This window comes from Niallia sp. 01092, assembly GCF_052318935.1.
GTDB lineage: Bacteria > Bacillota > Bacilli > Bacillales > Cytobacillaceae > Niallia.
The window spans coordinates 19,985-34,442 of record NZ_JBQRKO010000007.1 but is presented as its reverse complement, the minus strand read 5'-3'; the positions used below and the strand labels follow the sequence as shown (position 1 = coordinate 34,442).

The following is a 14,458-nucleotide window of genomic DNA, read 5'->3' as shown; positions in this document are numbered from 1 at the left end:
AAACTGAAAGTAATATGTATATCGGTTTGAGCCTCTTAGTAAGAAAAATGAGGTGTAATCAAAATGTCAGAGCCTTTTGTAGATGTTAAGTCGACATCTTTTGTTACGAAACGAAGCATAGGCTTACATGCCATAAAGGCGTTTGTCCTTGTATTATTGGCTATTTTTTTTATGGTTCCAATTATTCGTTTGCTATGGATGAGTTTTTTATGTGAAAATAGTATTTCATTTGTAAATTATGTGAATATTTTATCAGAAAAAGCGACTTGGAGTATGTTAGGAAACACATTTTTTATTGTAAGTGGAGCTACATTGATTGCACTATTGCTCGGTGTAGTAATGGCATGGATTGTAGCATACAGCGATATTCGTTTTAAAAAAGGCTTGCAGTTTTTAATTATCCTGCCCTTTGTTATCCCATCTTACATTGTCACATTATCATGGACACAATTTACAAAGGAAAATGGTTTTTTAATGAAACTGCTGTCCTTATTGCCGTGGAGTATGGAATCTATTAACTTATATAGTTATGAGGGGATCATTTTAGTTCTTGCCATTTCCCATTATCCGCTTGTTTTTTTATTTACTGCAAATGTGCTGCGCCGCATTCCTAGAGATTTAGAGTATGCTGTTCGATCATCAGGTGGATCAAGCAGCACCATTTTTCGTAAGGTGACCTTACCACTTGCTTTTCCAGGTATTGTTAGTGGTGGGTTGCTTGCATTTTTAACAAATTTAGATAATTTTGGGATTCCTGCTTTTCTTGGAATTCCAGCAAATATTAACGTGTTAAGTACAGCTATTTATCAGGAAATAGTAGGTTTTGGTCCGAATTCATTTGCTCGTGCAGCAACATTATCAGTCATTTTAGGTATTGTTGCTTTATTAGGAACGTTTCTGCAATGGATATTATTAAGGAGATCGAAACAAGGTGAAACTACTGTTTTAGATATGAATCCCCGATTTTCTTTTGGAAAGTATCGATTAACTGTGGAGATTATCATCTGGGTATTTTTAATTTTTATTAGTATAGTACCGATTTTATCGATGCTTGCCTCTTCTTTAATAAAAGCATATGGTTTGCCTTTTAATCTGGACAATATCACATTGGATCATTATCGATATGTTTTATTTAAATATGATAAAGCTCAGCAGGCTATTTTTAATAGTTTAAAGCTGTCTGTTTTTACTATGATCATCTGTTTAATTATTGGAACTGCAGTGGCGTATTATCGAGTGCGTAAGAATAATTTCACAACGAAATGGATGGAAATTATCATTGGAATTCCTTATGCTTTGCCCGGCATGGTGTTAGCTCTTTCAATGATCTTTGCATGGACTCAGCCGATTCCAGGATGGAACCCAGGTATATATGGATCTATATGGATACTGATCATTGCCTACGTGACACGATTTATGATTTTGCAAATCCGTGGCAGTATGACTGCAATGTCACAAGTATCTCTAGACATGGAAGAAGCAGCACATGTATCCGGTGCGAGTGGTATCAATAAATGGCGAAATATTATGCTGCCATTACTGATGCCTGGTGTAGTAAGCGGTGCATTTCTAGTATTGGTGACAACATTGACGGAGTTAACCGTTTCCTCATTATTATGGTCAAGTGGTTCAGAAACGATTGGATTGATTATTTTTAATTTTGAGCAAGCAGGTTATACAACATATTCCACTGCTTTTTCCGTTTGTATAATTGGAACGATGCTGTTGTTGAGCATTATAGTAATTATAATTCAGAAGTTAAGTCAGAAGAAGGTGAAGCCTGTATGAGCACTGTAGTTCACAATGTCAGTAAAAAATTTGACCAATCATATGCATTATCATCTATCGACCTAACGATAAATGATGGAGAGTTTGTTGCTATTTTAGGACCTTCTGGCTGTGGAAAATCCACTTTATTACGATTATTAGCAGGATTCGACTCACCCACTGATGGGGAAATTTTAATGAATGGAAAGCTTGTAGCTCAGAAGGGCAAAAGGGTGCCACCTGAACAACGTAATATCGGAATGGTCTTTCAATCATTTGCTCTTTGGCCTCATTTGAAAGTAAAAGAACAAATTCACTTTCCTTTAAAACACCATCATTTTGTAGAAAAATCCCTTAAGAAAAAGGCAAATGAGCGTGTTGATGAAATGTTGTCTCTTGTAGGATTAAAGCAATTTGGAGATAGGATGCCAAATGACTTATCAGGGGGGCAGAAGCAGCGTGTTGCGATTGCTCGTGCTCTTGCCCCAAAGCCATCATTATTATTGATGGATGAACCTTTAAGCAGCCTTGATGCCGAATTAAGAATGGATTTACGAAATGAAATTCAAATGATTCATCAAAAAACAAACACATCGATTGTATATGTAACACATGATCAGTCAGAAGCGTTAGCGATGGCGGATCGAATTGTCGTAATGAAAGAGGGGCAGGTAGAACAAGTTGGCACCCCAGAAGAAATCTATATGATGCCAAAAACCACTTTTGTGGCGTCGTTTGTAGGAAAGGCAAATATTTTGAAAGGGGAATGGAATGATAACATTTTTCATCCATTTGGGGATAGGAGTCTTCAATGGACAGTGCCTTATGTGTCAGAGAATTTATATAAACAGAATCTTTGTCCGATTCGGCCTGAACAATTATTTTTATCGAAGAATGGAACAGGAGTAGAAGGGGTTATTCGTAATGTTTTGTTTCAAGGTAGAGAGATGCATTATACAGTAGAGGTAAAAGGTATTCTTATACATGTGCATGGCAGTATTGCTAATCGTTTTACATTGGGGGACCAAGTTTTCATTCAAATAAAACAGCACACAATACAGAATGATCTACCGGTAAATGAGTTAGGAAGTGAAATGATAAATAGAAGAAAATCCGTTCATACAAATTAAAGTAGGAATGAACTTCTTTTTTCTGAAGTGAATTTTTTAAAGGCTGTTTTCATATAGATATTGCTTTTAAACCCGCAGCCCGAATACACTTCGCTTTCCGTGGGCGAGCGTCGAGCCTCCTCGTCGCATACGCTCCTGTGGGGTCTCGTCTTTCTCGCATTCCCACAGGAGTCTACGTGTATTCAGTCTGCTGAGTACTTCTTCTCCCATTTTTTTACGTATAAAACAACAAACTTTGAGAAAAGGAGCCTTTTTAAAAGATAGCTCTCTTATATTTTAGTGTTGTTTTTTAGATAAATTGATTAGACAGAGAATCCGCGGAAAGGGAGCGGATTTTCGCGAATATCAACATTGTAGTTTAAAAGAGCCTAAAAGATAAAAAAGGTGAGTTGGGTTGCAAATTTGTATATGTTTTTAGCTAGGGGTGGTTTATTAGGCATTCTAATAAACTGCCCTTTTTATTTGGAGTCTTGTTCATTCAAAAGTGCGAATTTTTCCTTATGGCAACTTTTTCGGTGCAAACTTAAACTGTTTTCTTCTAGCTTTAAGTATGCAAGGTGACAACTTTTTTTCTCTAGACCCAACCGATTTTATTTTGATAAGATACTTAAGTGAATTTTTTTTAAAAGATAAGAAAGCATAAAACTATTGAAGCTAGATGGAGATCTAACATGCAGTACTGGATGTACTAGTGCTGATGCTGCCATATAATCTCGCGTTTTTAATCGGATAGCGTCTGGCCCTTGTGAAAAATAACCCTTTCCCTCTAAAAGTAAAAAACACTTTTTGAGCCAAGAGAACATTTTTCTTCGGGGCTGAACAAGGCGTCTGTGCTTTTCTTATGAGGGGGAAGGTTTATTGTGTCGACAAGAGAGTCTATAGCAAAAAAAGTAGCTTGGATAAGTGTGATAAGCAATATTTTGTTAACAGTGGGTAAATTAGTAGTCGGTTGGTTTGGAAATAGTGATGCTGTGTTTGCTGACGGTATTCATTCAGCGGCAGATGTTTTTGCGTCCATTATTGTCCTTTTAGTTATAAAGTTAGCAAATAAACCGGCTGATAAAGAGCATCCGTATGGACACGGCAAAGCAGAAATTATTGTGTCAGGAATTGTTGGAATCGTATTGTTTATTGTTTCATTATATGTAGTTTATGAAGCTGTTACCGGTTTCTTTCATCCAATTGCAACACCAAATATTCTTGCCATGTGGATAGCTGTTATTTCTTATGGAGCTAAAGAATTTCTTTATAGATATTCGCTGAAAATTTCGAAAGAACAAAACAGCAAGGCGATTGAAGCCATTGCATATGACCATAAAGCAGATATTGTAGCATCAATCGCTGCAGCAATAGGGGTTATTTTATCGATTTTAGGAGATAAATGGAACATCGGATTTTTGCTTTACGGAGATAAAGTAGCCAGTATGGTCGTTGCCTACTTAATCTTTAAAATAGCGAAAGAAATGCTTCAAGAAGCATTTGATATTTTGCTGGAGCGTAATGTTGATTCAGACATATTGCTTGATTATCGTGCCATTATTTCATCTTTTCCTGAAGTGAAAAGAATTGACAGAATCAGAGCAAGAGAACACGGTCACTACGTATTAGTCGATCTTAGAATCTCCATTGACCATTACAAAACAATTAAAGAAGGACATGATCTTTCTAGAGAAATTAAGCAAATGCTAATGAAAAAATACGATAATATCGAAGAAGTGCTGATTCACTTGAATCCTTACTTTGATTAGGTGCACTGGCACCGCCCGAAGATGATTGTTTTTTTTGACGATAGTTAAGATCGGTGAGGCTAGGAACCACAATTCAAATCGTTCGAAATTTTGAGGGTAAATCGGTATAATAAACATTTGACAAAAATGTGACAGGAAGGGAGGGGAATTATGCCACTCATTATAATTGCATTAGGCATTATCTTATTGCTGCTCTTAATTATCCGTTTGAAGTGTAATGCATTTGTTTCTTTAATTATTGTATCGCTTGTTATCGGCTTGCTGATGGGCATGAATCCTGTTGAAACGATTAAATCTGTTGAGTCTGGCATCGGCGGCATGTTAGGTTCACTTGCTTTAATATTAGGATTTGGAGCGATGCTTGGAAAGCTCATGGAAGACTCTGGAGCAGCTCAACGCATCGCAACGACATTAATTGATCGATTTGGACGTAAAAACATTCAGTGGGCAGGTCTTTTAACAGGGTTTATTGTCGGTATTGCACTGTTTTTTGATACAGGATTTATCCTTTTAATACCGCTTGTTTTTACAATTGCTCTTCAAGCGAAATTGCCTGTTCTTTACATAGGAATGCCGGTTTCAGCAGCATTAATAACCGTTCACGGATTGTTTCCTCCTCATCCAGGACCAACTGCGATAGCGGATATTTTTAATGCCCAAGTTGGCATGATTTTATTAATTGGAATGATCGTTGTGATTCCATCCATTATCGTTTCTGGAATCATCTATCCGAATTTTTTTCTTAAACAAAAAGAAATGGAAGTTACAGTGCCAAAGCAGTTGTTTCATGCAAAAATATTGCCAGATGAGCAATTGCCGGGCTTCGGAGTCAGTTTGCTGATGGCGTTACTGCCTGTTGTCCTTATGGGGATTCGTTCTATTTTGGAGTTGACCATTACAAACTCGAAAGTATTGGTATTCTTTCATTTTGTAGGTGATCCTGCTGTAGCGTTATTAATTACCTTGATTATTGCTATTTATACATTAGGTTTGAAAAGAGGGCTTTCCATTGGTTCCATTATGAAAAGTCTAGAGACATCTGTTCTATCGATTGCGATGATCTTATTAATAAATGGTGGAGGCGGTGCGCTGAAGCAAGTAATCATCGACAGTGGTACGGGTGACTATATCGCTTCATTGATGAAAGACGTTTTCATTCCGCCTCTATTACTTGGCTTCTTTATAGCAGCAGCATTGCGCCTTACTTTAGGAGCTGCCACGATAGCTGGAATCACGGCTTCAGGCATTGTGCTTCCACTGACCGTTGCTTCTAATGTTAGTCCAGAGTTGATGGTATTGGCGATCGGCGCAGGCAGTATGACCTTTTCACACGTCAACGATCCAGGCTTTTGGATTTTTAAAGAATACTTTAATTTATCTATTGGCCGAACAATAAAAACATGGTCGATGATGACACTGATCAGTTCATTAGTTTCGCTTGGCATGATCCTATTGTTAAGTCTTTTTATTAATTGATCTTCCTATTTTATAAAAGGCTCTTTTCTTATAGATTGTTGTTAGTTAACCCGTAGCCTGAATACACTTCGCTTTCCGCGGACGAGTGCCGAGCCTCCTCGTCGCTATGCTCCTGTGGGGTCTCGTCTTTCTCGCTTTTCCCGCAGGAGTCTACGTGTATTCAGGCTGCTCAGTGCTTCAACTATGTTTATTGTTTTATTCAAAAACAACAAACTTTTAGAAAACAGTCTTATAAAAAAATAAACAGAATCAAAAAAATCCAAGGAGAAATCTCACCTTGGATTTTTTTGATTGAGAGACTTTACAAATTCCACGTCTAATTATCATATTCAAACTTTTCTTAGAGTAGAAAGTTTGCTAAATCTAGATATTTATTTACTTTAGGATAACATTATCTTAAAAATTCATCTGTACCATAAAAAGAATAAGGATAGAAAGCTATACCTTTAAAAGTATCAGAATATGGGAGTAATTAAAATAAATGAAATGGGGAATGGATAGATGAATAAATGTGTGGCACATCGTGGATGGTCAGGGAGAGCACCGGAAAATACGCTTGCAGCGTTTAAACTTGCTTTATTAGAACCAAACATTTATGCATTGGAGTTGGATGTTCATCTTTCCAAAGATGGAGTTCCTGTTGTGATTCATGACCATTCATTGGATCGTACAACTAATGGAAGAGGTCCAGTTATTGAACGAACAGTCGAACAGTTGAAAGTATTGGATGCAGGCAAATGGTAAGGTCCACTATTTGAAGAGGAAAGAATCCCTTTATTAGAAGAAGTCTTGCATTTAGCAAAGGGGAAAAAACATCTTGTGATTGAATTAAAGCAAACGGGCAACTTATATAGCGGATTGGAAGAAAAGGTTGCAGAATTGATCAACAAGTATGGCATGCTGAATCAAGTAACCATTATATCTTTTGATCATCAATCTATTAAAAGAATGAAAGAAATCGAGAAGAGCGTGGAAGTAGGTCTGCTATTTTATGGTCGTCCTATGATGCTAGCCGAGCAAATAGACCATATTGGTGCTAGTCATTTGTCTATTTACCACGGTTTTATTACAGAAGAACTGGTAGAATCCTTAAAAAATCATCGAGTTCAAATCGGCACTTGGACCGTTAATGATTTAAAATCAGCCGAAAGGATAAAAAGCATAAGTAAAGATATTTTGATTACAACAAATCATCCAGAATTGATCATGGAAAAGAAAAAAACATCAGTACACGTCTAATCAGTGACAAAAAGGAAAATGGGTGAAATAATGAATCAACTAACGATTTCTTTTATTATTCCTTCCTATAATGAAGAAGCTAATATTGCAGGAGTGTTAAACGCAATCACTAAGGAAATGAAGCAGCAGCATTATCAATTTGAAATCCTATTTATAGATGACGGAAGCACCGATGGGACAATGGAGACGATTCAACAGCTTGCTTTTGATTATCCGGTTGTAAAGTATCTATCCTTTACAAGGAATTTTGGAAAAGAAGCAGCTGTTTTAGCTGGACTGCAGCACGCGAAGGGAGAAGCAGTAATAATGATGGATGCTGATTTGCAGCATCCTGCTTCAATGGTTGGCCACTTTATTAAAGGGTTTGAAGAAGGGTATGATCAAGTCATTGCCAAGCGGAATCGCAAAGGGGATTCTCGTTTTCGTTCAGCGATTTCTTCTGCTTATTATCGCATCGTAAACAAAGCGGTGGATGTTCGTTTATCCGATGGAGAAGGAGATTTCCGATTATTGAGCAGGAAAGCCGTTCAAGCATTATTAACTTTAAGTGAAGGCAATCGTTTTTCAAAAGGGTTGTATTCATGGATTGGATTAGACCAGAAAATTATTAGTTATGAAAACGTTGCAAGAGAAAAGGGAGAAACGAAGTGGTCTATTTCTAAACTATTAAATTATGGAATTGACGGAATTATTTCTTTTAATAATAAACCATTAAGATTATGTTTTTATATGGGAACTATCATTTTAATGTTATCACTTATCTATATTGGCATTACTTTTTTTCAAATTTTGCAAAATGGCATTGATGTTCCAGGATATTTCACGACGATATCTGCCGTTCTTTTTTTAGGAGGAATTCAACTCGTTTGTATGGGGATTATCGGGGAATATATTGGTCGCATCTATTATGAAACAAAAAAACGTCCGCATTATTTAATTAAGCATACAAATATAGAGAAGAGTGAAGAAAATGAAGTCTATAAATCAAGATTTTAGTATGCTCTTCTACCTTTTATCAGCTAGTTTTGTAGTGGCTTTTTTTAGTCACTTATTTTTTTTATCAGAATGGTTTCATGGAAGGTATATGGCAGGGATAGGTGATGGAATTGGTCAAATACTTCCTATTAAGCAGTTGCTTTATGAGGAGTATACGAATGGAAATTTCTTTTATTCCACTGCATTTGGTTTAGGTGGAGGAATTTATTCTCAATTAGGCTATTATTTTTCGACTTCAACGGTGTTTATTTTTACCGTTCTTATTACCTTTTGTTTGGAAAGTGCGCAGCTCATCCATAAACCTGATCTATTTTATTGGGCTGATATTATTCTTGTTATCAGTATCATCCGGATGACGTTGATTATTATGTTTGCTTCATTATTTTTTCGATATATCCATTTTCGAGTACTTCCGGCTTTTATAGGTGCTTCGTTGTATGGAACTAGTGTAATTTATTTTCGCCATGTTGTGTTTTGGGAATTTTTTGTCGATGCGATGCTGTGGCTGCCGCTGTTATTGTTTGGGGTAGAAAAAATAATCAGAGAGAAAAAGGTCGGATGGTTCATCTTTGCCGTTTCGATTAGTTTAGTTAATAATTTTTATTTTTCTTATATAAATTTTTTATTTATCGGCCTTTATATTGTTTTTAGATGGTTGATTCCATTAATCGATCATGAAGCAGGGAAAATCGTACAAGTGAAAATGTATATTTTAAGCGGCTTAGCTGCATTTAGCATAAGTGCTGTTGCGATTATTCCTGTTGTGAGCGGGTATTTACATAATTTTCGTCCACCGTATGAAGACAAGATCCCGTTTTATGAGTTTACGGACAATCTATTATGGAATGGAAAAATTATCATCTTGCCTGCTTTTGTTGTTCTAAGTCTATTTGTGTTGTCTTTTTATAAAGAACGATTGTTTCGGTTATTTGCTTGTTTAACGATCTTATTATCTATTATGCATTTTAGCCCAATGGTTGCAAGTGCTTTTAATGGGTTTTCAGCTCCACAGTATCGCTGGGAATATATATTATCTTTCGTTGCGGGAGGAGCAGTCGCTGCTGCACTGCAGCAAATGGATAAAGTCAACATTCGAGAGGCGGGAGCTTCTATAATAGGAGCAGTTTCCTTATATATTCTTTTGATTTATTTAGATACTAGTGCTTTTTTTGCACTCCTAAAAAAATCAGTTGAACTTTTTGCGGCAGCTGCGATTGTGATTCTGTTTGGTTTTTATAGCTGGAAAAAAAATAAACAGCTGCTTGCTGGACTGGCAGCAGGGATATTAATCTCTAGCATTTATCTCGCAAATCAATACCAAGAAGAGAAGCTGTCAAACAAAGGGAATGTAAAAGAAGTTTCAAAAGCGCTTATGCTAAGTGATGCATACAATGGTAAAGATCAAAGAGCGTTAATTGAAAAGATAAAAGAACAAGAAAGTGATCCATTTGCCAGGATTGATTGGATGCTCGATACACGAAATAATACACCAATTGTACAAAATTTTAATGGTTTTAGTGTATATTCCAGTATTTTAAACAAGCACTTGCTTTTTTTTTACTTATTCGATTTGGAGATAGACATGGGAAGAGAGAGCGTAAGCCGTTACGCATCACTTGGAGACCGAGCAAATCTTTACAGTATATTAGAAGGTAAATATTATATAGAAAAAAAAGGAAAAACAAGCATACCATACGGATTTGAAGAAATATTTACGAGTGGAAACTATATTGCTTATAAAAATAAATATTGTTTGCCTTTTGTCCGGACAACTGACAAAGTCTTCTATGAGGATCAATTTGTACATGCGTCCCCTGTCGCAAAGGAAAGAGCCATGCTAGAAGGCATTATGTTAAAGGAAGGGAACGGTACGGACAAGGATGTTCCAGAGAGTGTCAATAAGATAAACGAAGTGACAGTAAAAGCTGCAGGTGCTTCCTATCAAGGAGATGTACTTTCTGTAACGGATGAAAAAGGCGGAGTAGATCTTATCATCAATAACAGCAGCTCGACTGCAAAAGATTACTATATTTCTTTTTACTTAAAAAGCTTGGAAGACAAAGATAGGGATGAATTCACATTAACCGTCAATGACTATGTGACAACAAGAAAAACGAATCATTCCATTTACAAAACAAATGTAAATGATCTCACTATCCGAGTACAAAAAGCGAACAAAATTTCCATCCGTATTCCTAAAGGAAAGTATAAATTGGCTAACTTCGAGTTATATGAAGAAGATTATCGCCTATTAGAATCAATCAAAAAAGAAACAGACAGGAAACCGAATGTACCGGTCAATTTTTCAGGAAATAATATAAACATCTCCTATAACAATATAACTGAACAAAAATATATGATATTACCAGTTCCTTTTGAAAAAGGTTGGCATGTCTATGTAAATGGAAAAAAGCAGCAAGTACATCAAGCGAATTATGCTTTTACTGGGATAGAGCTTAATAAAGGAAAAAATGAAATCAAGCTCGTGTATTATCCACCATACTTCAGAAGTTCTCTTTTTATCACGATTAGTTCGCTGCTTATTGTTTTCGTTTTTTTGAGAAGAGGAAGAAGCTTGTTGAAATAATGAAGAAGGAAAAGGAGGCGGATGACCTCCTTTTTTAATTACAATTATTCACAGTGCCGCTCTTTTTAAACAGGGATAAAAGAAATACGGCATTGGCGATCGGAATCATTGCCTCTGGCATCTGGGGTATGAGTAAAGTATTTGATATGGTTGTAAATGGTAGGAGCATTATCGACTACTTCGCTATCGAGAATATCAATAGTAGAAATGTGAATCTCGTCTTTGTTTATGTCAATTATCCGAAATGCGTGTTCATCTAAACAAGCTGAAGTTTGCACAAACGTCCAATTTTCCTTTTGCACGATGGAGTTAACATGGGTATGCCCATTTACATAAACCCCAATGCCTTCTTTTTGCTCTAATATATTCCACATATCAATGCTTGGATGAATCGAGCCTTTGTCAATCTCCGAATTTTTTGTCGTATTATATACAGGGTGGTGGGCGAAAACGATTAATGGTTTAGTTCCAGATGTCCATACAACTTCCTGAAACCAATCTAATTGTTCCTCATCCATCCAGCCTCCCCAATCTTCAAAATCCATTTCTCTAGCCGTATCTAAAAAAGCAAAAACAGCAGAGTCCGTAGTGATAGAATGATAACGAGGCTGATCTGTAATAGAAAGAACTTCTTTTTTTGTTTGTCCGTACACATCATGATTTCCTAAAACATGGAAAAAGTTTCTGTCTTTTTTTCGTAAAAGGTTGTAAATGCCTTCGAACTCAAGGGAAAGACCGAAATTCGTTAAATCTCCAAGCGAAACATGTAAATCAGCGTCAATCTCTAAAAAGCGTTCAATAAATACGCGATAAAAATTAGCTCGTGCATCCATTAATCCTGAAATATTTTCATCGATTGCCGGATAATGCAAATCACCCATTACTACAATCTTCACTATACATTCTCCTTTGCATCATTTTTTAGAATACAGAACGATTACATACACATACATTTTAAGGCAAGTTTATTAATCGCTATTAGGAATCGTATTAATAGTTTGTAAAGTCTTCCATATGTAGGGTGATTGTTCTTTATACGCTTAATCGAAAAAAATTTTCTATGAACTAGGATTTCAGATTATGTGTAAAGTTTATATATTATAACTCAAACTTCGCACCTTCAAATTCGTTTGCAAATCTTGATAGGACTTGGTTTAGAACAATAAAAAGTAAGGCTTGTTTTTATTGTTGAGGTTGCTTTCCACTACGGGTTGCTTCGCTTTCCGCGGGGTGGGAGCTGAGCCTCCTCGGCGTTGCCTTGCGGGGTCTCAGCCTTCCCACATTTCCCGCAGGAGTCTTCGCACCCTCCGTTACAAGCAAGTTGTTTTAAAATAAGTTCTTGTTTTCGAATTTTATTACAAGGTATTATTGCTAAACAATAGTAGCGTTGATTTTTTTCATGTTATTATTCAACGTTGTTCTACCAAAATGTGCCGCTTGAGTCTATTTCTAAAAGGTGGGTGTTTTCACCAGTTCAGCGACAGCAACTAATTCATCAAACGGCTTGATTGGAGTGGAAGGTGCGAGACTCCTGTGGGATTAGCGGGTTAGATGAGACCCCGCAGGCGCAAGCGCCGAGGAGGCTCATCGCACGCCCCACGGAAAGCGAGCATCCTGAAACGGAAAGCAAGCCCCTATTTGGAAGGAATAATGTTTGCAAAAAAACACCCTAAAAGACTAATCAATCACCCTTTTTTAATTGCCCTAAACCAAGTTATAGCAATACATGAAGAGGAATTTATAACTGCGAAGTTAGAGTTATAACTATTTACAATTTACCAAATTTTAGATATAATTTCGGTTAAATAATAATGAAAAGGCAATGAAGAGGAAAAGTAGAAGGGTGTTATCTTTTTCAGAGAGCTTCGGTAGCTGTAAAGAAGCAAAGATTTCCCTTTGAACAATGGCCTCTAAGCTTCGTACTGAACGTATTTAGGTTTACTAGTAGGCTGCGACAAGAGTTGGTACTTGTTATCAAAACCATAGTATAAGAGTAAGAGTTCTTTACTCTGTACTTAGTGAGGCTTTTGCATGCGAGTGCGAAAGTAAAAAAAGGTGGTACCACGGGAATCCAAACCTCGTCCTTATCTATAACTAGATAAGGGCGGGGTTTTTTCTATATATAAAGGAGATGATTCGATGGGGAAATTAAATAGCTTTATATTTTCATCATTAAGAAATGTTAAAAGAGATTACTCTACATCCGCAGTCGTAATCGGTTTAATTGCAACTTTAGTTTCATATGCGGGTCCTTTATTAATTGTTTTTCAAGCAGCTAAAGTAGCGCACTTAAGTGAAGATATAGTTTCTTCTTGGATATGGGCTATTTCATTTGGAAGTGGATTAACATGTATATTATTAAGCTTGTGGTTTAAAGCTCCGATTATTACCGCTTTTTCTACACCGGGAGCTGTTTTATTGGTATCTAGTTGGAGTACATACTCCTACTCTGAAGCAATTGGAGCGTTTATCGTTTCCGCTGTTATAATGACTATTTTAGGCATGACGGGTCTTTTCTCATCCATTATGAAAAAAATTCCGCCATCCATTACAACGGCTATGTTGGCAGGGATATTACTGCATTTTGGTATTAGTGTATTTACATCTTTAGGGAAACTGCCTGTTGTCATTATTCCCATGCTCGTTTTTTATCTCTTGTCTAAACGATTAATTCCTAGATATGCCGTCATTGTATCATTAATGGCAGGATTGTTTACTGCATATTTAGGACATGAATTGCATTTTCAGCACGTTCATTTTCAGTTGGTGAGTCCTATTTTTACAGCACCGTCCTTTTCTTTAAATGCTTTAATTGGAATTGGTATTCCATTATGTATAGTGACAATGGCGTCGCAAAATGCACCTGGAATTAGTGTGTTAAGGGCGGACGGTTATGAAACGCCTGCAAGTCCGCTCATTACAGCAACGGGTTTATCCTCACTTTTCTTTGCATCGTTTGGTTCTCATGGCATCAACTTAGCAGCCATCACAGCAGCGATCTGTACAGGAAAAGAAGCACATGCTAATCCAGATAAACGCTATATAGCTGGCATATCTTGTGGAATGTTTTATCTTATCTTTGGCTTGTTTGGAGCCACTATCGCTTCCCTATTTAATGCTTTTCCTCAAGAACTAATTGTAGGGATTGCCGGAATTGCTTTTTTTGGATCACTAAGCTCCAGTTTAAGTGTATCGATGCAAGGTGAAAAAAAGGAAATTGCTTTAATTACCTTTCTTGTTACAGCATCAGGAGTTTCCATGTTTGGAATAGGATCTGCCTTTTGGGGATTAATCGCAGGATTGTTTGTCGATTGGATTTTATTTGGAAGGTTTCGGATTATTGGTTTTACACAACAAAAGGAAGAAATAAAAGGATAAACAGAGGGCGGGACATTTTTTGCCTCTAGAGGCTATCAGCAATACTATTAAATGAAAAAAATCAACTTCATTCAATGAATTCAACGGTATTAAGCTTGCATGTCGAGTTCAGTTTGTGCAGGTTAAGTTATTCCAAA

8 protein-coding genes, 1 pseudogene and 1 other annotated feature are annotated in these 14,458 nt (G+C 36.6%); of the genes and pseudogenes, 8 read left to right on the top strand and 1 reads right to left on the bottom strand.

Features of this window, described 5'->3' with window-relative positions; translation table 11 throughout:
• The first annotated feature begins 63 nt into the window (after positions 1 to 63).
• The 7 genes and pseudogenes from ACTXGU_RS08195 to ACTXGU_RS08165 all read left to right on the top strand — a co-directional run bounded on the left by ACTXGU_RS08195 (position 64) and on the right by ACTXGU_RS08165 (position 10,943).
• Complete coding sequence (locus tag ACTXGU_RS08195) at positions 64 to 1,788, top strand: ABC transporter permease (protein WP_443481021.1); 1,725 nt, start codon at positions 64 to 66, stop codon at positions 1,786 to 1,788.
• Positions 1,785 to 2,897, top strand: a complete 1,113-nt coding sequence (locus ACTXGU_RS08190) for an ABC transporter ATP-binding protein (RefSeq protein ID WP_443481020.1) — start codon at positions 1,785 to 1,787, stop codon at positions 2,895 to 2,897. The genes ACTXGU_RS08195 and ACTXGU_RS08190 overlap by 4 nt, the downstream gene beginning before the upstream one ends.
• A gap of 857 nt (positions 2,898 to 3,754) precedes the next feature.
• Positions 3,755 to 4,645, top strand: coding sequence for a cation diffusion facilitator family transporter (locus ACTXGU_RS08185; protein ID WP_443481157.1), 891 nt, complete (start codon positions 3,755 to 3,757; stop codon positions 4,643 to 4,645).
• Positions 4,646 to 4,795: 150 nt separating this feature from the next.
• Positions 4,796 to 6,121: a gluconate:H+ symporter gene (locus ACTXGU_RS08180; RefSeq protein WP_443481019.1), complete on the top strand. Its 1,326-nt coding sequence runs from the start codon at positions 4,796 to 4,798 to the stop codon at positions 6,119 to 6,121.
• A gap of 501 nt (positions 6,122 to 6,622) precedes the next feature.
• Positions 6,623 to 7,360: pseudogene (locus ACTXGU_RS08175) on the top strand (glycerophosphodiester phosphodiesterase).
• Positions 7,361 to 7,390: 30 nt separating this feature from the next.
• Complete coding sequence (locus ACTXGU_RS08170; protein WP_443481018.1) at positions 7,391 to 8,356, top strand: glycosyltransferase family 2 protein; 966 nt, start codon at positions 7,391 to 7,393, stop codon at positions 8,354 to 8,356.
• Entirely contained in the window at positions 8,331 to 10,943 is a 2,613-nt protein-coding gene (locus tag ACTXGU_RS08165) for a YfhO family protein (protein WP_443481017.1), read from the top strand. The genes ACTXGU_RS08170 and ACTXGU_RS08165 overlap by 26 nt, the downstream gene beginning before the upstream one ends.
• Before the next feature lie 65 nt (positions 10,944 to 11,008).
• On the opposite strand, the gene ACTXGU_RS08160 is transcribed toward ACTXGU_RS08165, so the two are convergent.
• Positions 11,009 to 11,839: a metallophosphoesterase family protein gene (locus tag ACTXGU_RS08160; RefSeq protein WP_443481016.1), complete on the bottom strand. Its 831-nt coding sequence runs from the start codon at positions 11,837 to 11,839 to the stop codon at positions 11,009 to 11,011.
• A 917-nt stretch (positions 11,840 to 12,756) separates the two neighbouring features.
• Positions 12,757 to 13,032 (top strand) — a binding site (T-box leader).
• A gap of 50 nt (positions 13,033 to 13,082) precedes the next feature.
• Here ACTXGU_RS08160 and ACTXGU_RS08155 point away from each other — a divergent pair.
• Positions 13,083 to 14,321 carry a benzoate/H(+) symporter BenE family transporter gene (locus ACTXGU_RS08155; RefSeq protein WP_443481015.1) on the top strand — a complete coding sequence of 413 codons (1,239 nt, stop codon included), beginning with the start codon at positions 13,083 to 13,085 and terminating at the stop codon, positions 14,319 to 14,321.
• Positions 14,322 to 14,458: the final 137 nt, after the last annotated feature.